Here is a 20,840-nt window from a genome sequence, read left to right as displayed (position 1 = left end):
CGCTATGAGTTCCTCTCTGGCGACATCCGGACCGTCCCCTGCGCGCTGAGCCGGCCGAGCAGGCCGTCGGCCGCCGCGTCCCGGGTGACGACGAGGCGTCCCCGGGCGGGCAGCACGCTGCGGCCGGTGGGTAGCTGAAGTTCGAGGGGCGCCGCGGTGAGGTTCTCCACGACCACGCCGGTGTCCGTGCCCTCCGCCGCCGGCCGGCAGATCAGCCGTGCCGGCTCGGTGCGGTACGGGTCGTCGCGCGCCGCGTCACCGGTGAAGCCGAGCAGCTCCGCCGCGTCGGGCACATCACCCTCGGGACCGGTGACCTCGAGACGGGATCCGACGCCCTGGGTCGGCGAGGTGATCCGCACGCGACCGTCGCCGGTGCCGTGGGCGACCTTGCGGCGCAGCTGGCGGTTGATCCGGGCGGCCACGTCATCGGCGGACCACTCGCCGTGGTCCTCCTCGTCGAACGTGACCTTCCGCGACTTCCCGTCCACGTGCAGGGTCATCGCAGCGTCCGGCGCCGGCGCGTACGGGCCGGGCCGCGAACCGGTCAGCGTGGCGTGCCCGGGTCCCTGGCCGGCGGCCCGGTACGAGCTCCACCCCAATACGGCCGTGGAGGCTTCCGGGTCCACTTCGAGGGTCGTGGTCTCACCGGTCTCCTCGGTGGCCAGCACCAGCAGCCCGTCGTCGCCGACGGTGGCGGTCACGCCGTCGAGTCCGCTGATGGCGACGGCGAGCTCGTCGCCGTCCAGCCCGGTCACGTCGGCGCTCTGCCAGGGGCCGTCGCCGACCCGTAGCACGAGATGAGTGGTCATGTCCGCAGCACGATTCCTTCCTGGTCCTGATCGGCGGGCCGCTGGCCGGCGAGCACCCGGATCCGCCGCGGCCACGGCACCTCGACGCGGGGGCCCTGCTCGATGCGCGCTCCGATGTGCAGGTAGATCGGGGCCGGGACCGCGCGTACCCGGATGTCCAGCGGCGGCGGCAGCAGCGTCTGCACCGGCAGCACCTCGCCGTTGACCCGCAGCCCGGTGTCCAGGCCGATCCGTCGCAGGATCTCCCCGCGCAGTGCCAGCGACGTGGCGCGGTCGCTCGCGGCCGGCAGCACCTGGTACTCGGCCAGCACCGGCCGCGCCGCCGGGCGCACACTGCACACCGTCGTGTCGCCGCGGATCCGGAACGAATCCCGCTGCGGGACGTTCCAGCCGCGCTCCGGATCCTCCCGCTGGTCGGTGAGCGTGACCAGCAGCACCGGGTCGGGCAGCTCGGTGAACTGCTCCTCTTCGACGACAACGGGCACGTTCAGCGCCGCCAGCAGCTCCACCAGCGCGGTCTCGACGTCGGCCAGCACGTCCTCGTGGACCGCCAGGAGCTCGCCCACCTCGGCGGTGAACGGGATGTCGGTCAGCGCCCGGAGCGTGAATCGTGTGATCCGCCCGCGTTCGTCCTCGGCGATGCCGAAACGGTGCTGCTCCCCGGTGTCCGCGCGGTTGACCGGAACCAGCCAGCCGTGCTCCCCGTCGGCGTCCTGATAGGACAAACCGAGCAGGAACGGTCCGGAGGGACTGCCGTCGGCCGTATCCGTGGCACTGACCCGGAGTCGCAGCTCGTCGAACGTGCCCAGATCGAGCGGCGTGGGCGGGGTGAGGACAGCGGCCGCCCCGGCTGCCCCGGACCGGGCGGACAGGCGAAGACCGTGCGGCGTGAACGTCACCGCGAGCAGGTCCGGGTCGGTGGACGTCCAGCCGTCCGCGAAATCGTGCACCGTCAGCTTCGGCATGGGTCCCCCTCTGCGTTGTCGTCGCTCTCCACGCCACGGATCACCTCGGCGAGCTCGCCGGTCGTCGTGCACCGCACCTCGCGGAGACACGGCTCCAGCCGGAAGCTCAGCGCCGTCCCGCCCCCGGTGACCGCCAGGACCCGGATGTCCGGGAACTGGTCGACCAGGTGCGTGGCGATGCCGGGCAGCCCGCCCGCCTCAGCCGCGACCACCACCACGTCGGCCCGCAGCTCACCGGCCGCCGCCAGCAGCTCGACCGGACGGGTGAAAACCCCGATCAGTTCCAGCCCGGGCCGGCCGGAGATGGCCTGCGAAATGGTGTGCCGCACGTTATCCGGCAATGAACCGAGCAGTACGCGAATGGTTGGCAATTCGATTCCCCCTTGCGAGGCAATCACCAGCGTAGGGAAATATCAGGTAAGAATTAATAGAGCTCGGGGCCTGAAAAAGGACCATGCCCTCATCTGGTACCTACGCTCCGGTACTCAGGTCCAATGCGAATCGCTGTGACAGCATCAGCGCCGCCGCCTCACCGCGGCGGCGTACGTTGAGCTTCTCCATCAGGTTGTGCACGTGGTTCTTGACGGTCCGGATCTCGATGCTGAGCCTGCGGGCTATCTCCTTGTTGGAAAGACCCGCCTCGAGCAGGACCAGAACCTCCCGCTCCCGCGGCGTCATCCGGCTCGCCTGCTCCCGCACGCCCGCACCGCGCCGCCCCATGCCGCGCAGCAACGCCGCAGCGATCGCCGGCGGGCACGTGATCTCGCCCTTCGCGGCGGCAGTGATGGTGGCCAGCAACGCGTCGAAAGGCTGGTCGTGCAGCAGATAGCCGGTCACGCCGGCTTCCGCGCAGTCCATCACCTCGTCGTCGTTCCCGGCGAGGCCGAACGCGATCACCTGAACCCGGTCGTCGGCGGCGACCACCCGGCGGCAGACCGGCAGGCTGCCCGTGCCGAGCAGTACCACCTCGAAGCCGTCCTCGGCCACGAGCCGCGCGGCCTGCTCGGCGTCACCGGTGCCTTCCGCCACGACCGATTCCCGCCGCAGCGCGGTGACCAAAAGATCTCGTCGAAGCCGGACCCCGTCGATGACGAGCACCCGGACGTCGGATTCCCCCATGTTTACTGTCTGCACGGCGCCTCGTATTTCCCTGCAATCTCCCGGACAGTTCGGAAACGATTGCACCGAGCGCTGAAACGGCGCTGACGCGGCGCTGAAACGACACCAGCGCCCCGCCGGCGCGGGCGGTTACTGCTCCGCCTGGTACTCCTCGACCTTCTCGACGGGCCAGCCGATGAACTCGGCGACCTCCTCCGCGTCCTCGGCGAGCGCCCAGTCCTCGATGGCGTTCGCGAGCCCGTCCGGCAGCTCGGGCGACGACACGTACGTCAGGTCCTCGTCCTCCAGGATGCGGTCGTGGTGGACGAACTTGCCATCAGGGTCGAGCTCGGCGGCAGCGGCCTCGTACTCCTCGAGGCCGCCCCCGCCCGCGGCGAGGATCTCGCTGGTACGCCAGTCGATGATGTCCCAGCCGTCGTCACCGATCTGGCCGCCCGTGATGATGCGATGGCCCTGCGCCTCGAGCTCCTCGATGCGCTGCCGGGTCTGACCGAGGCTGGCGAAGTTCGCCTCGAGCACGTTCTGCACGTGCTCCTTGAGAAGTTTGCTCACGGGCGTGAAGCCTATCGCCTCAGCGGGTCCGTCCTGGCGGTGCGTCGCGCCGCCGCTCTCCATGGGGAAGAAATGTATTCGACAGGGGTTGTCCGAAAGGGGTGGTATTTCATCGTCGGAAAGTTGACGATGCTTTTCCGGCGGGGATCGTTTACAGTCCGATTGCCTCGTCCGGAAAAAGGAAACCCCATGCACAAGACCGTACTTTTTGCCGCCTCTGTCCTTATCGGAACACTGACCGGATGCGGTGACACCGCCGCGCCGGTGGCCGATTCCGCCGCCACCATTCAGCCCGCGGTGGCCGAGTCGCCCGGCACTCATGCCGTCAGCGCCGAGCCCAGTGAATCGCCCACGATTGCGCGCGTCAGGACCACTGCCGCCAAGGCCGTTCCGACAAAGGTCGTCAAGCCCGCGGTCACTGCCACGAGGGCGCGGTCCGGCTGCTCGGCGGTGTCGACGGCGAAGGTTTCCGGGTCCGAGGCGCCCTATGGCGATCATCCGCAGGGGCTGCAGCTGTCCGGCGGGGTCTGGAGTTCGGGCGGTGAACGGCTGGCGGTGCAGCGGCCGTGCACCACCGGCACGCTGGAGAACCTCGACGGCACGGCCACCGTGGCCACGCTGATGTGGAGCACGGAGGGCACGACGGGCCGGTGGTGGGCGCTCGTGCTGTGCGGGCCGGGCAAGACCGGAACGCAGTGCAGCGTGCAGGACGTTCTCGACGACCGGGAGCCGATCCAGTCGGTCACGATCACCGGCGGTGACGCTGTTGTGGTCTATCTGACGCGTACGGAGGATGTACCGGCCGCCGGGGTCAACATCCGCCGGACGGCGATCTACCACTACCACGTGAACGGTCTGGCGCAGACCAGCTTCCATGACGAGCCGTACACACCCTGAGCCGTACACACCCTGAGCCGTACACACCCTGAGCCGTACATGCCCTGAGCTGGGAGTCGCATGCGTATCAAGGCCATGATCGCCGCCGTTGCCGTCGCCGTGGTGCTGAGTCCCGGGGTCGCCCATGCGAGCACCGGGATCGGGAACGGGGAGATCCGGATCGCCCGGACGGCGCAGGACTACACGTACCGCACCTACAACCGGCACTGGTCGGTCGTCGCGGTGCAGCCCGCTGCCACGGCCGACTGGGATCTGGCGTTGCGTGACAATGCGGGCAGCATCGTCGCGACCAGTGTGTACGGCGCGGGGCGGACGGATTTCGTCGCGGTGGACTCCAACGTGGGGCGGCGGCCGTTCGATGTGTATACGGCGGTGGTCACGGCGTACACCCCTGGTCTTCACTGGGTGCAGCAGTTCGCCGGGACCGACACGGTGACGCTGCCGGCGGTCACTCATCACGGTGTCACCGGTGCGGGTGACCCCGACCTCGCGTTCGTCAGCCTCGCCGATCATGACGTGGTCGCGATCGCCGACCTCTACCTGAGCGCCGGGGAATCGTTCTGGGCCAATACGACCACGGCGGCGGCCTCACTGTTTCTGCTGGACAGCGATCCGGCGAACCCTGGCACCTTCGCGCAGGGGCGGGCCACGGCGACGGCCCGGCAGCACACCCAGGTGCTCGACGGCTGCACGCTCTACACCGCGCAGCGCACGGGGTGGCACGCGCTGGTGATGATCGGGGACCGGGCGCCGGAAACCCACAACCCGACGCAGGGTACGGCCTACGCGCTGCACCGGGTGGATCCGGGCACGCCGGCGAGCTGCCCGCAGCGCAACTTCCCCGCCCCGACCCCTTAAGCCCGTTTGAGGAACGCCGTGAGCTGGAGCACCGTGCCGCCCGTGTTGGCGACGCTGACGAGCTCCCAGCCGTGCTCCTTCAGCATGCCGACGGCGGTCATCAGCACCGACAGCATGCTTCCGGACGTGCCGAGGTTCGCGACGACGGCCAGATAGGGGAAGGGGTAAGGCCGGGGGTCGAACTGGCCGCTGAGCACGACCGCGGCGTCGACCTCGTGGTTCATGGGAGCGGAGGCTGGCTGCATGTCCTCAAGGTAGCGAGCGCCGGGGACAACGTGGCGTGCGCCCTTCCGCTATCGTGGCCGGATATCGACAATCGCCTACGTTGATCGGCGCACTCCCGTGGGGGGAGCCGGGGGGAAATGATGTTGAAAACAAAGCGCACCATTGCGCCGGATGATCCACGGGTGCCCGGCGCGCGGCACTTCGCCGAGCGGCTTCGCAATACCGTTGCTAACACTCCTCGTGATCTTCCCGTCGACGGGCTCGACCGGATCCCGGGCGCGGATGTCAGCGACACCGTCACGTGTTTTGTGAACGTCCACGGTGACTTTGTGGATCTCAGCCTGCAATCGGACTGGTGGTACACGGTCGGTCCCTCGGGTGTCGCCGCCGCCGTGCTCGACGCGCTCGCGTTCGCCCAGGAGAAGAGCTCGATCGCGATGGCGATTCTCGGGCACTACGGCCACCGGGCAGAAGAGCGGAGCGAAAACCCGTTCACCTTTCTTCAGGCAGCGGAAGCGCCTCATTACTCCGATCCGGAATCCGAGATCGCCGCCGCTTATGACAAGGTCCGGCGGACGGCGTCGATCGTGGACGTCGCCGATCGGATGAGCCGCCGGCGCGATACCGCCGAGCACCGGGTCGTCACCGGTCCGCGCGGGCTGTTCCGGCTGACCATGGCAGGTTTCGATCTCCAGCACGCAGACGTCGACGAGAACGCCTTGTCGGCCGCTGACGCCGGCCTGCTCGCCGAGGACGCGCGCGCCGCGCTGGTGCGGGCCACCCGCGAGAACGATCCGAGGTACTGGTTCGCCAGAGAGGTTGTCGGCTGATGCCGGACGAATATCCTTACTTCACTCCGGAAGCCATCGAGGTCGCCACCGGGGCGGTGCGCGACGAGGCCAAGAAATGGTTCGGTTTCTCCGACACGATGGCCGGCGTCACCACGGCGATGGGTGGCCTGACGCTGTCGGCCACGGCTTTCGCGGTCATCGACATCACCGGCGTCATGACCGGCGCCGATCAGTCCGGCGCTTATACGACGACGCAGGAATGGCTGACGTCGCTGTTCTCCGACGCGACCGGGAAAATGGATCGGTTCGGCGACGCGCTGAACAGATGCGCCGACGAATACGACCGCACGGACGGCCTGAGTGCCAAGTCCTTCGACACGATCGCGGCGTCATGATCGGTCCCGCCCCGGGGAGAGGGGCCGGCCGTGCCTGACAATCCCACGCCACCCGCGACGAGCAGCAGCTACACCCCGGTCGCCATCGAGGCCTTCCGTAAGGCCGTGGAACTGGTCCAGGAATTGATCACCAAGATCCGTGACGAGCTCGTCAAGTTGATCAACGGTGTCAACGCCTTCATGCAGTCCGCCGTCGACGCGGTGAACGACAGCATTCTGGGCGGTGTCATCAATTTCTTCACCGGTGACCTCGAGGACAATCTCAAGACGATCAAAGCGGCGACCGAGCAGGTCCGGGACAAGATTTCGGAGATCCTCACCAAGGCGTCCGAGGCCGTGGCCGGTGCGGTGCCGGTCGCGTCGCTGATCTCGCACGGCTTCGACATCAACGACAAGGTGACCCGGCCGCTGACCGGCATGTACGGCGACATGACCGGCTCCGGTGAGATCGACTTCTGGCGCGGCCCGGCCAAGGACACGTACGAGAAGCGCGTGCAGGATCAGCAGGACGCCGTCACCAACGCCACCGCGAAGCTCAAGAAGCTCGTCGAATACCTCGGCCAGGCCGGCGCCGGCAACATGGCGTACATGGCGAGCCTCGGCGAACGGCTGGGCGAGATCTACGGCAGCATCGTGACCGCGGTGATCGATCTGGGCGCGACCGCGGCCGGTGCGCTCACCCAGGCGGTGGCCCTGCTCGCGCACTTCTCCGAGGTCATCGGCACCGTCGCCACCCAGATCGTCGGGTACGCCGCAACCCTCGGCGCCCGGATCACCGAGGTGCTCGACCAGATCCTGCAGCTTGAAGCCGAAAAGGCCGATCTCACCGGCCTCACCTCGGACGGCATGTGGCCGTCGCCCGTCTCGGACTGATCTCGCACTGACGGAGGTTCATGGTGACCAGTCGCCTACTGATCGTGCCGGTGCTCGCCGTCGCGCTGACCGTGACCGTGACCGTGACCGGGTGCGGTGTCGAAGCCGATCCGGTGGCACTCCCGCCCGGCGCGGAGCAGTCCTCGCCGACTGCCGGGTCGGACGCGTTCGCCGGCAAGTACACCAAGCTGAACGGCGCCTGCCCGACGCTCGACGGTGACACCGCCAAGGACCTGAAACTGCCCGCGACCGGCACACCCGCCGACGCCAACGCCGACACCCCGATCTCCCAGCTCGTCACGTGCACGTGGGGCACCGGCGCCGGATCCGTCGCCGTCCTGGTGTCCATCGACCGCCACACCGGCACGCCCACCGCCGAGGAGCGAACCGCCGGGCAGTTCGAGAAGGACTGGCAGACCTCGATCGACGACGGCCGCACCCTGGCGGCCAAACCGGTCAGCGGCGTCGGCGACCAGGGCTACCTCGGCGTTCACCGCGACCGGCAGAGCATCGTGCTGTCGACGCGGGCCAGCAACGCCCAGGTCCAGGTCTCCTACGGCGTCGCCGACATGGAGCCCGCGTCCTTCGCCGCCACCCGTGACAAAAACGCCGACACCCTGGTCGCCCTCGGCCGCGACGTCCTCGACGATCTGGCTTAAGGTCCTCGCCCTGATCCACTAGCGTGCCCGGGGCGATGGGAAAATTTCACGAGGTACGCCGGTGGGGCCACCCCGCCGTCGCCGCCGGGCTGCTCGCCGGGGTGCTGAGCGTGGTGTGGGGCGTATGGCTGGCACGCAACGCGGGGGACCTCACGGCCCAGTACGCCTGGACCGGCTTCGTTCGCGAGCATCCGGGGTCGGCGTACAACTTCTCCTGGTACGGCGGGATCCATCCGGTTTCGTACAGCGTCGTCTCGCCGTACCTCATGGCCTGGATCGGGGTCCGGACCACCGGCGTGCTGGCCTGCACCGCCGGAGCCGTTCTAGGCGGTCTCCTGCTCAGTCGCTCCGGGATCCGCCGCCCGCTCCTGCCGGCCCTCTGGCTCGCGCTCGCCCTCTGGGGAAATCTCGCCACCGGACGGGTCACCTACCTGCTCGGCATGGTGTTCGTCCTGCTCGCGGCCGTCGTCGCGCTGCTGCCGGGGAAGAGCCGGCCGGTGCTCGCGGCGGTGCTCGGGACGGTGGCCACGCTGGGCAGTCCGGTCGCCGGCCTGTTCGTGGAGGTGCTCGCCGCCGCACTGTTCCTGACCGGCCGCCGTCGGGACGGCGTTCTGCTCGCCACCGGCCCGGCGCTGGTGATCGGGCTGACCACCGTGCTGTTCCCGTTCTCCGGCGTGCAACCGTTCCCCCTGGGATCCGCGCTGCTCACCGCCGCCGCAGCGGTCGCCGTCGCCGTGCTGACCCCACGATCCTGGCGGACCGTACGCGCCGGAGCCTGGGTGTACTTCGCCGGTGTCGCACTCTGCTGGGCGATCCCCACCCCGATCGGCAGCAACGTCGAACGGCTCGCCCTGCTCGGCGCGGCGGCCGTCCTGATCAGCGCCGCCGCCGTCCGCGAACGCACCGGCCGATGGCTGTTCTCGACGTATGCGGCCGCCGCCGGGATCGCCGTCTGGACGGTGGCCCAGCCGGTCAACGACTACACCCGGATGGACGCCGTCGCCGACGCCCGCCCGCTGCTCGACGAACTCCGGCGCCTGGACGCCGGGCGGGGACGCGTCGAGGTCGTGCCGCTGCGTACGCACTGGGAGGCGTTCGGCGTCGCACCGTACGTCAACCTCGCCCGTGGCTGGAACCGTCAGGCGGACGTCGAACGCAACCCGCTGTTCTACGACGGCACCCTGACCGCGACCACGTACCAGGACTGGCTGCGCACCTGGAGCATCGGCTACGTCGTGCTGCCCACGGCCGCCCCGGACGGCGCCGGCATCGACGAGGCCCGGCTCATCACGGCCGGCATGCCAGGGCTGTCGCCGGTGTGGCAGAACCCGGACTGGCGGATCTACCGCGTTGTGACGCCCACCCCACTGGCCGACGCCCCCGCGACCGTCACCGACATCAGCCCCGCATCCGTCACCGTCACCGTGCCGCGCGCCGGATCGACGCTGCTCCGCGTGGCCTGGTCACCGTGGCTGGCCACCGACGCCGGAACGGCCTGCCTCACCCGCCACGGCGACTGGACCGAGCTGATCACCAGTGCAGCGGGCACGTTCACCATCGACGCCCGCTACTCCTTCGACCGGGGCACGCCGTGCCCGCCTAGGCTGGGGCCATGAAGGTTCTGTCCATCCAGTCAGCGGTCGCCCACGGCCACGTCGGGAATTCCGCGGCCGTGTTCCCGCTGCAGCGCATCGGCGTCGAGGTCATCCCGGTCCCCACGGTCAACTTCTCCAACCACACGGGGTACGGCGCCTGGCGCGGCCCGCTCATCCCACCGGCGGACGTCGCCGAGGTCCTGCTCGGGGTGGAGGAGCGCGGAGTGTTCCCGCAGATCGACGCCGTGCTGTCCGGATACCAGGGCGGGGTCGGCATCGGTGACGTCATCATCGACGTCGTACGCCGGGTGAAGGCCGCGAACCCCGCGGCGCTCTACGCGTGCGACCCGGTCATGGGCAACGCCAAGTCCGGCTGCTTCGTCGCACCCGAGATCCCCGACCTGCTGCGCGACCGGGTCGTGCCGGTCGCCGACATCATCACCCCGAACCAGTTCGAGCTGGGGTTCCTCACCGGCACCGACCCGGCGAGCCTCGAGTCGACCCTCGTCTCGGCCGACCTCGCCCGTGCCATGGGCCCCTCGACCGTGCTGGTCACCAGCGTGGAACGGCCCGACCGGGAGGAAGGCACGATCGAGATGCTGGTCGTGGACCCTGCCGGCGCCTGGCTGGTCAGCACCCCGCACCTGCCGTTCAAGGCGAACGGGTCCGGCGACGTCACGGCTGCGCTGTTCACCGCGCATTACGGGACGACCGGGGACGCGGCGCTGTCGCTGGAGCGTACGGTCTCCAGCGTCTTCGACCTGCTCGACACCACGTACCGCTCCGGCGATCGCGAGCTCCAGCTCGTGCAGGCCCAGGAGTTCTACGCCACGCCGCGCATGCAGTTCAAGGCCGAACGGGTGCGCTGACCTCAGCCGGTCCGGCGTAGGTTCGAGGTATGGAATACACCCGCCTGGGTCGTAGCGGCCTTTCCGTGTCCCGGCTCGTACTCGGCACCATGAACTTCGGTCCGGAGACGTCCGAGGACGACAGCCACGCGATCATGGATCGCGCCCACGAGAACGGCATCAACTTCTTCGACACCGCCAACGTGTACGGCTGGCAGCAGGGCGAAGGCGTCACCGAGCAGATCATCGGCCGCTGGTTCGCCAAGGGTGGCGACCGGCGCGAGAAGACCGTGCTGGCCACCAAGTACTACGGCAGCATGGGCGACTGGCCCAACGACAACCTGTCGTCCGCGCTGAACATCCGCAAAGCTTGCGACGCGTCGCTCAAACGGCTGCAGACCGACTACATCGACCTGTACCAGATGCACCACATCGACCGCACCACGCCGTGGGACGAGATCTGGGAGGCGTTCAGCGTCCTGCGCCAGCAGGGCAAGGTCCTCTACTTCGGCTCCTCGAACTTCGCCGGCTGGCACCTCGCTCAGGCCCAGGAAGCCGCCCGCTCCCGGCACTTCCTCGGCCTGGTCAGCGAACAGTCCATCTACAACCTCCTCACCCGCTGGGTCGAGCTCGAGGTCCTCCCCGCAGCCCGCGAGTACGGCCTCGGCGTCATCCCCTGGTCCCCGCTGCAGGGCGGCCTCCTCGGCGGCGTCCTGCGCAAACAGCGCGAGGGCGGCGCCTCCCGCAGCACCTCGGACCGCGCCGCCGACGGCCTCGCCAAGCACCGCGACGCCATCGAGGCCTACGAGAAACTCTGCGCCGACCTCGGCGAGGACCCCGCGAACGTCGGCCTTGCCTGGCTCCTCGCCCAGCCCGGCGTCACCGGCCCCATCATCGGCCCCCGCACCGCCGCCCAGCTCGACGGCGCCCTCCACGCCCTGGAGATCAAGCTGGACGACCCCACCCTCGCCCGCCTCGACGAGCTCTTCCCGCCGCCCGGCCCCAACGGCGCCAAGCCGGCCCCCGAGGCCTACGCCTGGTAGTCACGGCCCGCCACCGGTGCAGCTCCCACCCTCGGGCCGGAGCTGCACCGGCCCTCCACGACGGGACATATCTGGGATGACGACGGGCTACGACCTGCTGATCGCCGGCGACCTCGACGTGGTGCGGCTGCGAGTTGCTCTCGGCAGGATCAACGAGGTGCCGCTGGACGAGGTCGACGTCGCCGACGAGGCCGCCGAGGACCGGAACTGGCAGGCGATCGTGTTGTGTACCTTTGCGCCGCGCTCCGGTGACATCCGGTGGGCGCTCGACGTCTATGTGACGGAGGCGGCTCCAGTGCGAAGGTCAGTGGCCGAGAGCGCCGAAGAGCTGGCGGTTGAGCTGCGCGTTCCGGTTCTGTATGACGCGGGCGGCGTACGGCCGAGTGCGTATTGGCTTGCTGCCCCGGACGGGCCGCGCACCCGGGCGAGGGTCTACGACGGGCCGGAGGAGGGTTCGCTGGTGATCGACGCGGTGGAGCGGCCGGTGGCGTTGCTGCCGCGGGTCCGGGTCGCGCCGCAGCCCGAGGTCATCAAGGATCACCCTGTTCCTCATCCGATCGCTGACGCATTCGATGCGGTGCTGGGAGACAGCGCGCTGATTCCGGTGACCGGTGACGAGCTCTGGCACGCCACGACCCGGTTGAAGGCGTGGGAAGCGCTCACCGTCCGCATGACCACGGGATGGCCGCCGGACGGCCGGTACCCACGTGACTTCTACGACCAGGACCTCGAGGTACGCGACCAGCTGACGCGAACCGCGGTGCCCGCCGTGGTCGCCGTACCGTTCGAGCGGGCTGTCGAGGCCGTCGACGCGGTCTTCCGCGACCACACCACCGCGGCCGGCCCCGAGCCCGGTCGCGGTTGGTGGTGGGGACGCGTGCCGGACCCGGAGCCGTGGTCGTAACGCTGACCGGCGGGTCCGGCACACGCAGAAGGCGTTGCCGATGGCTTTGCGGGTTATCCGCAGTGGCCGTAGATCTGGGCTGTGGCGGTGATGCTGCCGACCTCGATGGTGGAGCCGGCGTTGATGCACGTGCCTGCGGCTGAGCCCTTGGTGTTGACCGGGCCGGCGTAGCTGCTGTAGTGGCCGGAGTCGTAGTTCACGTTCTGGACCGGGCCGTCCTGTCTGTCGCACCTGCTCGCCACCGGGCCGCTGGTGCCGAAGCAGCGGAGGACCCACACGGACATGTCGCGGGCGGCGTCGGTGGCGTTGGTGGCCTTGGCGCAGTTCTTGCCGGTGGCCGAGTTGTAGTAGAGGTGGAGCGTGCCGTAGGTGTGGCCGCCGGACTTCATGGCCGCCGTGTCGATCTCCGTGCCGGAGCAGTTGCCGGTGACGGCCGCCGATGCCGGGGCCGGGGCCAGGGCTGCGAGGGAGAGCAGCGGGGTCAGCAGCAGGGCTGCGGACAGACCGGTTTTACGAAGAGAAATCATCACATCTCCTTGGTCGAGGGCGGCGGTCAGCCGCAGTGGCCGTAGATGTCGGCGCGGGCCTCGCCGCCGCTGGTCACCATCTGGGCGCCGGCGTAGATGCACCGGCCGGCGGCGCTGCCGAGGGTGTAGACCGGGCCGGCGTAGCTGCTGAACATCCCGGAGTCGAGGTTCTTGTTCTCGGTCGGTGTGTCGGTGAAATCGCAGGTCGCCTGTGTGCCGGAGGAGCCGGCCTTGCAGCGGAAGACCCATACGGCCAGCTGGTGGGCGGTACCGGTGGTGTTGGTCGCCTTGGCGCAGTTCTTGCCGGTGGACGAGTCGTAGTAGACGTACAGGGTGCCGTACGTGTGGGTGCCGCCCTTGATCGCTTTGGAGTCGATCTGGGTGCCGGAGCAGCTGCCGGAGACGTCGGCGTTCGCGGGGGAGGGCGCTGCGAAGGCGAGCAGCGAGGTCAGCAGGAGGAGGGCGGCGAGGGCGGCCCTGCGCAGTGGGGTCATCGGACGTTGTATCCGCGTGCGTTCCAGAACGCGGTCGGGTTCGGGTTGACCAGGGTCTCGTCGCTGCTCACGGCGGCGAGCTCCTTACGGCCCGGGCGGTACTCGACGTGGGTGTGCGCGGCGCTGCTGGAGCCGACACCACGCCAGGACTCGGTGGCGATCTGCTGGTCGCGGGTGACGGTGTCGCCCTCGCTCAGGCTTGCCAGCGGGGCGCTGTGCAGGTAGATGATCGTGGCGTCGATGCCGGAGTGGTAGATCGCGATGGTGGAGAGACCGCCGCTCCCGGTCGAGCCGCGGACGATGTTGATGACCTTCCCGGACAGCAGGGCCCGGACCGGTGCGCCGAGTTCGCGGGCCATGTCGATGCCCTCGTGGCGGCCCGGGGTGGTGGTGTAGCGGTCGAAGCCGCAGGTGATGGTGCCGCTGGCGTTGTAGAGACCGTGGGTCAGGTTCTCGTCGGCGGTGTCGTCGACGCCGAACTTGTGCGACGCGTTCTCGTTCTTCAGCTTCGAGTTGAGGTTGACCTTCTTACCGGCCGCGATGCCCTGGTGGGCGCCGCCGTAGCCGCTGTTGAAGTAGACGGTGACCGGGACCTCGGAGCGGTTCCAGACCGACGCGGCCTCGTTCTTCACGCACAGGTCCTGGCCGGCGCCGGCGCCCTTGAACTCGTAGCAGCTGGGCTGGGTGGCGCCGTAGTCCGAGATCGAACCGGTGAAGTCGGAGATCGATCCCTCGTTGTCGCTGTTGTAGTACAGGCAGAACTCGCCGTCGTTGCAGACACCGTCGCGACCGGCGGCGTGCGCGGCGGTCGGGGCCACGGTGACGATGCCGGCGCCGATCAGGGCGGCGATGGCGAGAGCTTTGAATCTCTTCATGGACGAACTCCTTGTCAGAGGGAACGCAGGTATTCCTCGTAGGTGACTTTCGAGACGCGCGGGCCGTCGTCGGCCGCGTTGTTCGCCAGGCCGTTGCGGCCCTCGTAATAGGCGCCCACCTGCTTCTGCGCCGAGGCGGACAGGTCGGTGTCGCTGATCGCGACGGCGTGGATGTGCAGCGGCCAGTCACCCTGGGACGGTGTCCGCAGCCAGGCCGCGAAGCCGACCTGGCGCAGCGCGGTCACGGCGGCGGTGCGCTTGGCGGCGGTCAGCGCCTCGGCGTCCAGGTCGAGCGCGCCACCGCCGTCGTGCGTACCGGCCGAGGTGGGGTCGGCGCCGGGGGAGTACGAGCCCTGCTCGACGGTGAAGGTGATCCCGGACCGGGTCTGGGCCGCCTTCAGCATGGCCAGGGTCCGGGTGTTGACGGGGAACCCCTGGTGGGTGGTCCTGGCGCCGACCGAGAAGATCCGGGTCAGCGTGAACTGCCCGTCGCCGAGTGTGGTCAGCGACGTCCTGCCGGGCAGGCCGGAGGCGTCGATGCCGCTGTAGCCGAGTTGCTTCTGCCACTGGGCGTACGCGGCGATGGTCTTGCTGCCGAAGTGACCATCGACGTAGGAGGCGTCGAGCAGGCCCTGTTTACGCAGGGCGGTCTCGACCAGCTTGACGCTCGGACCGGCGCCGGCGGTGACCGCCTCGTCGGCCTTGACCGGGTCCCACTGCGCCGCCTTGAGCACGGCCTCCATATCGACCGTGGGCAGTGCGGCAGCGGCGAATGCCGACTGCGGGGCCAGCGCGAGCGCGGGGACGGCGGCGCCCAGTGCCAGCAGGGAACGACGGGAAACGTTCACCGGAAACCCTTCCGTGCAAAGTGGTTTCTGCTCTGTCGGGAGAGGACGCTACTGACGCGTAACCGTTGCGGTGAGCGGTGAACGACCCTCATCCGCCGGCGGGGTGGCATTGATCAAATAGGCTGGCGCGCGCGGGGGAGAAAGGGGGCGGCTGTGCACACCATCAGCGACATCGGGCCGGTGGAGACCTCGGTCAAGGCCGCCGCCGCCCGGATCGCCGTGACCGCCAAGGTGCTCGTCGTCGTCGCCTGCACCGCCCTGGTGCCCCTCGGCGGCGTGACAGCGGCCTCCGCCGCGGTCGTCGTCGCCGTCCTGGCGTGGCAGGTCGCGTTCGTGCTGGCCGGGCGGTGGCCGCGAGCACGCGCGGTCGTGGACGGCATCCCGCTCGTTGCCGCGTGCGTGCTGCTGCCGTTGCTCCACCCGTCGCACGGGCATCTCGACCTGGACGACTGGGCGCGGCCGGTGACCTCCGTGTGTGTCGGCGCTGCGCAGTTCTACACCCGCCCGCTCGTCGGTCTCGGCTACACGACCGTCACCGCGGCCGCCGTGTGGACGGGGTCGGCGCTGGCGCCGGGCGACGACTGGAACCTGCGCGGCGCCCAGGCGGTGATGCTGCTCTGGCAGGGCGGGCTGGCCCGGTGCCTCATCGTGCTGGTCACGCGGAGCGCCCGGCGCGTCGACGACCTCACCGCCGCCACAGCCACCGCCCGGCGCGACGCGGAGCTCACCACTGCCCGCCGTGCCGACGTCGAGGAACACCTCGCGGTGCTGCACGACACCGTCGCCGCCACGCTCACGGCGGCGGCGGCGCGTGGCGTCAGCGGCCCCGAACTGCAGCACCGGGCGCGATCCGACCTGTCCCGGCTCGAGCCCGCACCCCGGACCGCCACGTTCGCGGACCTGACCACACCGCCCGAGAACGGTACGCTCGGCGTCACCGTCACGCAGGAACCCGCCGGCGACGTTCCGGCGATCCCCGCGTACGCCATCGATGCCCTGCTCCTGGCCCGTGACGAGGCACTGCGCAACGTCGAACGACACGCCGGCACCGGCCAGGCCCGGCTGCGGCTGCGGCTACCCGCACCGGGAACGGTGACGCTGGACGTCATCGACGATGGTCGCGGGTTCCGGCCGGGCGACGTTCCCGGCGGGACACATCTCGGCCTGCGACTGTCCGTCGAGGCCCGGATGCGCCGGGCCGGCGGCAGCGCCCGGGTCGTCAGCGCCCCGGGCCGGGGCACCCGGGTCGAACTGCGCTGGCCCGCCGCGTGACCGACATCCGCAGGGCGGCCCGGTGGGGGACCTGGGTGATGTGCGGCGTGCTGCTGCTCGTGCTGTACCGCGCCGACGCCCTCGAAAATTCCGCCGGCATCCAGCGCGCGGCCTACCTGGCCAGCATCGGCGCCTGGCTCGCGACGGCCGGCCTCATGGCCTGGCCCGAGCGGGGCACCCGGCAACGCCAGGTGCTCGCGACCACCCTCAGCGCCGTGACACTCGCCGCCACCACCGCCGTCACCCTCACCGTGCCCGCCGGTCTGCAGCACACCAACGCCAACTGGGCGATCGGGGTGAACGGCTGGTTGCTGCTGACGATCGCCTCCGGTGTCCGGCTGTCGCTGCTCGTGCTGTGGCTGGCCCTGCCGGTGGTGCTCGCCCTGGCCGCGGCGATCCCCGCCGGACCGCCGGAGATCGCCGTGATGTGCGTCCGGGCACTCGGCATTCTCGGCCTGCAGGTCCCGATCGCGCTGGCGACACGGGCACTCGAACGCTCCGCCGAGGCCACCAGGCAACTGCAGCTGACGCAGGAGGCCATCCGCACGGAGCAGTTCGTGGCGTCCGCGCTGCACGACGACCGGCTCCGCCGCTCCCGGACGGTCGCCGCCGCCGTCGAACCCGTCCTGGCCAGCCTCGCCGGCGTCGCAGCCGGCACCGTCCCCGACGACAGCCTGCGCCGGAGCAGTCGCATCGCGGCTGCCCAGGTGCGCCGTCTGCTGGCCGCGTGGAACCACGACGACGGCGACCCGCTCGGTGACGACCTGTCAGCCTGCCTCGACGACCTGCAGGCGGCGGGCACCCGGGTCGAGGTCGCCGTGCACACCGGCCATCTGCCACCCGTGCTGCGCCGGGCGGCCCTCGACGTGGTGCGCGCGTGCGCCCGCCTGCCGGTGTCCCGCCTGCGCCTCACCGCCGTGCCGACCCCCACCCACCTGAGCCTCAGCGTCGTCGCCCGCACCGGCAACCCCGGGGGGCCGTTCATGCTCGACCCGGTCCCCGCCCCGCTGGCGATCCGCACCACCACCATCGACGAAACCCTGTGGGTGGAGCTGACATGTCCCCTCTGAACCCGTCCGTCGCCATCGTCGACGATCACCCGGTGGTCCTAGCCGGCGCCCGCGCCTGGTTCCAGGCCGCCGGGATCACGGTCACGGCCACCGGCAACGACCCGAGAATCGCCACCACCCCGGAAGGCCTGCAAGCCGACGTCGTCGTCCTGGACCTGCAGCTCACCGACCGGCACACCGTGGCCTGGGACGCCCTGGCGGAGCTGGTCGCCGCCGGCCGGCGCGTGATCGTCTACACCATGCGCGAGGACCGCGAGACCGCGCTGCGCTGCCTCGACGCCGGCTGCGCCACGTTCCTCACCAAGGCCGAGGGAGAAGAACACCTGGTCGCGGCGGTGCGGGCGGCCGCCCAGGATCTGCCGTACGTGCCACCCGCCCTCGCCGGAGCGATGTCGGCGAACGAGGCCTCCGATCGCCCGCGGCTGACCGAGCGGGAGCAGGAGGTGCTGCTGGCCTGGTTCCAGTGCGAGTCCAAACAGCTGGTCGCTGCCCGGTGCAACCTCTCGCCCCGGACGGTCGAGGGCTACATCGACCGGGTCCGGGTCCGCTATGCCCGCGCCGGGCGCCCCGCCTCGACGAAGGCCGCCCTGGTCGCGCGCGCCCTGCAGGACGGACTGATCCAGCTCGACGACCTCTGACGGCCGCCGCCGCTCAGAACAGGCCCTGCTAAGAACAGGCCCTGCTAAGAACAGGCCCCGCTCAGACCAGGCCCCGCTCAGACCAGGCCCTGGGCCTCGCCGGTCGGGGTGGGCGGGGGCGTCTCGACCGGGGTGGACGTCGGGTCCGGGTCGGGGGTCGGGTCGACCGGCTCGGTCGGGGTGGGGCTGGTGTCCGGGGACTCCGGCGGCGTGGACGGGGTCGGCGAGCCGGAGGGCGACGCGGACGGGCTCGCTGAGCGGGACGCACTGGCCGACGGGGCCGGCTTGGACGACGAGCGGGGCCGGCTGGGCACGGTCGACTCCACGGGGACGACCGCTGTGGTCTCGGGCGCGATGACCGGTCGTGTCGACGAGCCGGGCACGGCCGGTGTCGTCGCGGCGGGCGGTGTCTCGCCGACAGCGGCGTCGGCGGGGTGACCGCCGGGCGTCGCGGCACCGTTGGCGAGCTGCATCCCCACGACGGTCAGGGCCACCGTCACGACACCCAACGCTGCCATGACGACCCCACGCCGTCGCGAGCGCGCCGTCCCCATAGCGGGAATGAACGCCGTGAGGGGCTCCGAGCTGCGCCGCAGGATGTCGGCCGCGGCCGCCGCCGTGGGACGCCGGGCCGGGTCGTCGGCGGTGCACGCCTCGTAGAGCCGGATGAGGTCGCGGGGGAGCCCGGGGATGCGGGGCAGCCGGGGCGACGGATTGTGGTGACGGGCGGTGAGGATCTCCACGATGCTGTTGCCCGGCCAGGCGCGCTCGGCGGTGAGGCATTCGAACAGCAGCAGGCCGAGAGCGTACACATCGGCTGCGGGGTAGGTCGCCTCACCGCGGAGCTGTTCCGGGGCGAGCGTGGCCGGGGTGCCCCACAGCCGGCCCTGGGTGTCGACGGCGTTCTTGCCCGCCGCGGCCGCAATGCCGAAGTCGAGGACCTTCGTGCCGTCCGGGGAGAGCATGACGTTGCGGGGCTTGACGTCGCGATGCACGAGATTCTGCTCGTGGGCGGCGGCCAGCGCGGCGGCGACGTCCGCACCGATCTCGGCGGCGCGCTGCCACGGCAGGGGACCCATGCCCTTGAGCCGGTCGGCGAGCGTCTCACCGGCGACGAACTCCATGATGAGGTACGGCGTGCGGTCGGCGCCGTCCGCAACCTCGCCGTAGTCGTAGACCCGCGCGATGTTCGGGTGGTTGAGCCCCGCCGCCGTCCGCGCCTCGAGCAGCACGGCATCCGCGGCGTCGTCGGCGTAGTTGTAGGGGAAGAACAGCTTGATCGCGACGTGTCGTTTCAACGTACGGTCGAAGCCGCGATGGACCACCGCGCTACCGCCCCGGCCGACGGCATTGCCCACCCGGTAACGCCCTGCGAGCTCTTGCACCGCGACCTCCCCCACCACCACCCACAGTGAGAGAGCCTCGGTGGATGTGCGCAGATCCTACCCCGGGCCGCAGTGATCAAACCGCCCCGATCGATGGCCGCATGGCAACGGTTCGATGAAGTCACGGGCGAAAACGGCGGAAGTACTGCCACACCAGGCCACGTGCCGCCCTCTCGGTGACGGGCGGCACGCGGTTCGTCAGAAGGTGATCTCGCCCTGGTTGTAGACGCGGGGGAGGTAGTACGAGTTCTGGATCTCGGTGTTGCTGTTGTTACCGCGCAGCTGCTCGGACCAGATCATGAAGTAGGCCCACCTGGGCTGGCTGTCGAGCAGGGCCGCGGTGGGCAGCTTGCCCAGCTCGGCGATCGCGATCGGCTTGCCCGCGGCGATCGACTGGATCTGCTGGTAGTCGCCGCTCGACGGGTAGCTCTTGTACCAGGCGTCCAGCGACACCACGTCGACGTAGTTGCTGCCCGGGTAGTAACCGGCCCAGCCGCCGGCCGGGTTGTCCTGCACGTTCCAGACCCAGATCAGGTTATCCAGCCCCTGACTGTCGAAGTAGTCCTTCATCTGCTGGTAGATCTTCGCGCCGCCGTTCGCACCCGACCGGCCACCCCACCAGTTCCAGGTCTCGTTCATCTCATGGAACGGCCGCCACAGCACCGGGATCCCGGCATCCTTCAATTGCTTCAGGTACGGCACCACGGCCGCCATCCTGCTGCGCCACGTGGCATTGAGGGTGGTCCCGCCGGTGACGATCTCCTGGAACTGGGCGTTGCTGATGCTGGTCTTCACGCCGCCGTCGAAGTTGCAGGTGGCGCTGACGGTCGGGGAACACGCGTGCCACGTGAGGGCGACCAGTGAGCCGTTCGCCCACTCGGTCTTGGCCTGATCGATCACCCGCTGGCGGTTGGCGACATCCGCGGAGTTGAACATCATGTCGCCACCCCAGAGCCCGGGCCACTGACCGGTGACGTCGTGCACCTGCTGGGTGTACTGACCGGGGGCGGAAGCGGGTTCCTTGTTGTGCTGGCCGCTGACGATGTGGTTCCCGGTGATCGCCTTCAGGTAGTTGATCACGGTCTGCTTCGGCGTCGCGGCGAACGCCTGGGCGGGCATGGCGGCCGAGACGCCGGCTGCCAGCAGGGCTGTGGCGGCGAGCGTCGCGGTCAGAGCGCGAATGGGGATTTTCATGCTC

The 20,840-nt window shown here is 70.0% G+C and carries 25 protein-coding genes; 13 read left to right on the top strand and 12 right to left on the bottom strand.

Translation table 11 applies throughout. The annotated features are described in order from the left end of the window. Positions 1-2: 2 nt before the first annotated feature. From Ahu01nite_RS33305 to Ahu01nite_RS33285, 5 genes are all read right to left on the bottom strand, one after another. Positions 3-809: a hypothetical protein gene (locus tag Ahu01nite_RS33305; RefSeq protein WP_203840679.1), complete on the bottom strand. Its 807-nt coding sequence runs from the start codon at positions 807-809 to the stop codon at positions 3-5. After that, the gene (locus Ahu01nite_RS33300) at positions 806-1,774 is read right to left on the bottom strand and encodes a hypothetical protein (RefSeq protein WP_203840678.1); all 969 of its coding nucleotides are present in this window, start codon (positions 1,772-1,774) and stop codon (positions 806-808) included. Before Ahu01nite_RS33300 ends, Ahu01nite_RS33305 begins: the two co-directional genes overlap by 4 nt. Continuing rightward, positions 1,762-2,103, bottom strand: coding sequence for a hypothetical protein (locus Ahu01nite_RS33295; RefSeq protein WP_203840677.1), 342 nt, complete (start codon positions 2,101-2,103; stop codon positions 1,762-1,764). The genes Ahu01nite_RS33300 and Ahu01nite_RS33295 overlap by 13 nt, the downstream gene beginning before the upstream one ends. Before the next feature lie 142 nt (positions 2,104-2,245). Beyond that, the gene (locus tag Ahu01nite_RS33290; RefSeq protein ID WP_203840676.1) at positions 2,246-2,893 is read right to left on the bottom strand and encodes a LuxR C-terminal-related transcriptional regulator; all 648 of its coding nucleotides are present in this window, start codon (positions 2,891-2,893) and stop codon (positions 2,246-2,248) included. Between the two features lie 129 nt (positions 2,894-3,022). Next, positions 3,023-3,445 carry a hypothetical protein gene (locus tag Ahu01nite_RS33285; protein WP_203840675.1) on the bottom strand — a complete coding sequence of 141 codons (423 nt, stop codon included), beginning with the start codon at positions 3,443-3,445 and terminating at the stop codon, positions 3,023-3,025. Here Ahu01nite_RS33285 and Ahu01nite_RS33280 point away from each other — a divergent pair. Next, entirely contained in the window at positions 3,422-4,342 is a 921-nt protein-coding gene (locus Ahu01nite_RS33280) for a hypothetical protein (protein WP_203840674.1), read from the top strand. The genes Ahu01nite_RS33285 and Ahu01nite_RS33280 overlap by 24 nt on opposite strands. A gap of 60 nt (positions 4,343-4,402) precedes the next feature. Then, on the top strand, positions 4,403-5,200 hold the full coding sequence (locus Ahu01nite_RS33275) for a hypothetical protein (RefSeq protein ID WP_203840673.1): 798 nt from the start codon (positions 4,403-4,405) through the stop codon (positions 5,198-5,200). Here Ahu01nite_RS33275 and Ahu01nite_RS33270 read toward each other — a convergent pair. Then, complete coding sequence (locus tag Ahu01nite_RS33270; RefSeq protein ID WP_203840672.1) at positions 5,197-5,445, bottom strand: hypothetical protein; 249 nt, start codon at positions 5,443-5,445, stop codon at positions 5,197-5,199. The two genes, Ahu01nite_RS33275 and Ahu01nite_RS33270, sit on opposite strands and share 4 nt — an antisense overlap. A 117-nt stretch (positions 5,446-5,562) precedes the next feature. Between Ahu01nite_RS33270 and Ahu01nite_RS33265 the strand changes: the two genes are divergently transcribed. From Ahu01nite_RS33265 to Ahu01nite_RS33230, 8 genes are all read left to right on the top strand, one after another. Continuing rightward, positions 5,563-6,255: a hypothetical protein gene (locus Ahu01nite_RS33265; protein ID WP_203840671.1), complete on the top strand. Its 693-nt coding sequence runs from the start codon at positions 5,563-5,565 to the stop codon at positions 6,253-6,255. After that, on the top strand, positions 6,255-6,611 hold the full coding sequence (locus tag Ahu01nite_RS33260) for a hypothetical protein (RefSeq protein WP_203840670.1): 357 nt from the start codon (positions 6,255-6,257) through the stop codon (positions 6,609-6,611). Before Ahu01nite_RS33265 ends, Ahu01nite_RS33260 begins: the two co-directional genes overlap by 1 nt. 30 nt (positions 6,612-6,641) lie before the next feature. Continuing rightward, positions 6,642-7,484 carry a hypothetical protein gene (locus Ahu01nite_RS33255; RefSeq protein ID WP_203840669.1) on the top strand — a complete coding sequence of 281 codons (843 nt, stop codon included), beginning with the start codon at positions 6,642-6,644 and terminating at the stop codon, positions 7,482-7,484. Positions 7,485-7,504: 20 nt separating this feature from the next. After that, a complete protein-coding gene (locus Ahu01nite_RS33250) occupies positions 7,505-8,143 on the top strand; it encodes a hypothetical protein (protein ID WP_203840668.1) in 639 nt (212 codons plus the stop codon). Between the two features lie 35 nt (positions 8,144-8,178). Continuing rightward, the gene (locus Ahu01nite_RS33245; RefSeq protein WP_203840667.1) at positions 8,179-9,759 is read left to right on the top strand and encodes a DUF8823 domain-containing protein; all 1,581 of its coding nucleotides are present in this window, start codon (positions 8,179-8,181) and stop codon (positions 9,757-9,759) included. Beyond that, on the top strand, positions 9,756-10,607 hold the full coding sequence (gene pdxY, locus Ahu01nite_RS33240) for a pyridoxal kinase PdxY (protein ID WP_203840666.1): 852 nt from the start codon (positions 9,756-9,758) through the stop codon (positions 10,605-10,607). The genes Ahu01nite_RS33245 and pdxY overlap by 4 nt, the downstream gene beginning before the upstream one ends. A 29-nt stretch (positions 10,608-10,636) precedes the next feature. Then, entirely contained in the window at positions 10,637-11,629 is a 993-nt protein-coding gene (locus Ahu01nite_RS33235; RefSeq protein ID WP_203840665.1) for an aldo/keto reductase, read from the top strand. 76 nt (positions 11,630-11,705) lie between these two features. Beyond that, entirely contained in the window at positions 11,706-12,533 is an 828-nt protein-coding gene (locus Ahu01nite_RS33230) for a hypothetical protein (protein WP_203840664.1), read from the top strand. Positions 12,534-12,586: 53 nt separating this feature from the next. On the opposite strand, the gene Ahu01nite_RS33225 is transcribed toward Ahu01nite_RS33230, so the two are convergent. From Ahu01nite_RS33225 to Ahu01nite_RS33210, 4 genes are read right to left on the bottom strand one after another with little or no spacing between them, the layout of a single operon-like run. Then, the gene (locus tag Ahu01nite_RS33225) at positions 12,587-13,060 is read right to left on the bottom strand and encodes a hypothetical protein (protein WP_203840663.1); all 474 of its coding nucleotides are present in this window, start codon (positions 13,058-13,060) and stop codon (positions 12,587-12,589) included. Between the two features lie 26 nt (positions 13,061-13,086). Next, positions 13,087-13,554 carry a hypothetical protein gene (locus Ahu01nite_RS33220; RefSeq protein WP_203840662.1) on the bottom strand — a complete coding sequence of 156 codons (468 nt, stop codon included), beginning with the start codon at positions 13,552-13,554 and terminating at the stop codon, positions 13,087-13,089. After that, entirely contained in the window at positions 13,551-14,429 is an 879-nt protein-coding gene (locus Ahu01nite_RS33215; RefSeq protein WP_203840661.1) for a peptidase inhibitor family I36 protein, read from the bottom strand. The genes Ahu01nite_RS33220 and Ahu01nite_RS33215 overlap by 4 nt, the downstream gene beginning before the upstream one ends. 14 nt (positions 14,430-14,443) lie before the next feature. After that, positions 14,444-15,277, bottom strand: a complete 834-nt coding sequence (locus Ahu01nite_RS33210; RefSeq protein ID WP_203840660.1) for a lysozyme family protein — start codon at positions 15,275-15,277, stop codon at positions 14,444-14,446. A 153-nt stretch (positions 15,278-15,430) separates the two neighbouring features. Here Ahu01nite_RS33210 and Ahu01nite_RS33205 point away from each other — a divergent pair, with 153 nt between their 5' ends. Genes Ahu01nite_RS33205 through Ahu01nite_RS33195 form a run of 3 tightly spaced genes read left to right on the top strand, consistent with a single transcriptional unit; the run spans position 15,431 to position 18,257 of the window. Further along, positions 15,431-16,549 (top strand): sensor histidine kinase, encoded by a 1,119-nt coding sequence (locus Ahu01nite_RS33205; RefSeq protein WP_203840659.1) that lies wholly within the window; start codon positions 15,431-15,433, stop codon positions 16,547-16,549. Continuing rightward, a complete protein-coding gene (locus tag Ahu01nite_RS33200; protein WP_203840658.1) occupies positions 16,546-17,619 on the top strand; it encodes a hypothetical protein in 1,074 nt (357 codons plus the stop codon). The genes Ahu01nite_RS33205 and Ahu01nite_RS33200 overlap by 4 nt, the downstream gene beginning before the upstream one ends. After that, positions 17,607-18,257 carry a response regulator transcription factor gene (locus tag Ahu01nite_RS33195; protein ID WP_203840657.1) on the top strand — a complete coding sequence of 217 codons (651 nt, stop codon included), beginning with the start codon at positions 17,607-17,609 and terminating at the stop codon, positions 18,255-18,257. The genes Ahu01nite_RS33200 and Ahu01nite_RS33195 overlap by 13 nt, the downstream gene beginning before the upstream one ends. A 77-nt stretch (positions 18,258-18,334) precedes the next feature. Here Ahu01nite_RS33195 and Ahu01nite_RS33190 read toward each other — a convergent pair whose 3' ends face one another. Next, entirely contained in the window at positions 18,335-19,642 is a 1,308-nt protein-coding gene (locus Ahu01nite_RS33190) for a serine/threonine-protein kinase (RefSeq protein ID WP_203840656.1), read from the bottom strand. Between the two features lie 198 nt (positions 19,643-19,840). Next, positions 19,841-20,836, bottom strand: a complete 996-nt coding sequence (locus Ahu01nite_RS33185; RefSeq protein WP_203840655.1) for a glycosyl hydrolase — start codon at positions 20,834-20,836, stop codon at positions 19,841-19,843. Positions 20,837-20,840 lie beyond the last annotated feature (4 nt).

This window comes from Winogradskya humida (assembly GCF_016862215.1).
GTDB classification, from domain to species: Bacteria; Actinomycetota; Actinomycetes; order Mycobacteriales; family Micromonosporaceae; genus Actinoplanes; species Actinoplanes humidus.
Note: the sequence above shows the minus strand (reverse complement) of the source record. Positions and strands in the feature narration are given on the sequence as shown.

What these genes read in the sequence shown, in the direction of transcription:
- Ahu01nite_RS33265 (WP_203840671.1), top strand. Translation starts at nt 5,563, where the DNA reads ATGATGTTGAAAACAAAGCGCACCATTGCGCCGGATGATCCACGGGTG.
- pdxY (WP_203840666.1), top strand. Translation starts at nt 9,756, where the DNA reads ATGAAGGTTCTGTCCATCCAGTCAGCGGTCGCCCACGGCCACGTCGGG.
- Ahu01nite_RS33300 (WP_203840678.1), bottom strand. Translation starts at nt 1,774, where the DNA reads ATGCCGAAGCTGACGGTGCACGATTTCGCGGACGGCTGGACGTCCACC.
- Ahu01nite_RS33235 (WP_203840665.1), top strand. Translation starts at nt 10,637, where the DNA reads ATGGAATACACCCGCCTGGGTCGTAGCGGCCTTTCCGTGTCCCGGCTC.
- Ahu01nite_RS33270 (WP_203840672.1), bottom strand. Translation starts at nt 5,445, where the DNA reads ATGCAGCCAGCCTCCGCTCCCATGAACCACGAGGTCGACGCCGCGGTC.
- Ahu01nite_RS33185 (WP_203840655.1), bottom strand. Translation starts at nt 20,836, where the DNA reads ATGAAAATCCCCATTCGCGCTCTGACCGCGACGCTCGCCGCCACAGCC.
- Ahu01nite_RS33250 (WP_203840668.1), top strand. Translation starts at nt 7,505, where the DNA reads ATGGTGACCAGTCGCCTACTGATCGTGCCGGTGCTCGCCGTCGCGCTG.
- Ahu01nite_RS33225 (WP_203840663.1), bottom strand. Translation starts at nt 13,060, where the DNA reads ATGATTTCTCTTCGTAAAACCGGTCTGTCCGCAGCCCTGCTGCTGACC.
- Ahu01nite_RS33290 (WP_203840676.1), bottom strand. Translation starts at nt 2,893, where the DNA reads ATGGGGGAATCCGACGTCCGGGTGCTCGTCATCGACGGGGTCCGGCTT.
- Ahu01nite_RS33220 (WP_203840662.1), bottom strand. Translation starts at nt 13,554, where the DNA reads ATGACCCCACTGCGCAGGGCCGCCCTCGCCGCCCTCCTCCTGCTGACC.
- Ahu01nite_RS33195 (WP_203840657.1), top strand. Translation starts at nt 17,607, where the DNA reads ATGTCCCCTCTGAACCCGTCCGTCGCCATCGTCGACGATCACCCGGTG.
- Ahu01nite_RS33215 (WP_203840661.1), bottom strand. Translation starts at nt 14,429, where the DNA reads ATGAAGAGATTCAAAGCTCTCGCCATCGCCGCCCTGATCGGCGCCGGC.
- Ahu01nite_RS33260 (WP_203840670.1), top strand. Translation starts at nt 6,255, where the DNA reads ATGCCGGACGAATATCCTTACTTCACTCCGGAAGCCATCGAGGTCGCC.
- Ahu01nite_RS33230 (WP_203840664.1), top strand. Translation starts at nt 11,706, where the DNA reads ATGACGACGGGCTACGACCTGCTGATCGCCGGCGACCTCGACGTGGTG.
- Ahu01nite_RS33245 (WP_203840667.1), top strand. Translation starts at nt 8,179, where the DNA reads ATGGGAAAATTTCACGAGGTACGCCGGTGGGGCCACCCCGCCGTCGCC.
- Ahu01nite_RS33305 (WP_203840679.1), bottom strand. Translation starts at nt 809, where the DNA reads ATGACCACTCATCTCGTGCTACGGGTCGGCGACGGCCCCTGGCAGAGC.
- Ahu01nite_RS33275 (WP_203840673.1), top strand. Translation starts at nt 4,403, where the DNA reads ATGCGTATCAAGGCCATGATCGCCGCCGTTGCCGTCGCCGTGGTGCTG.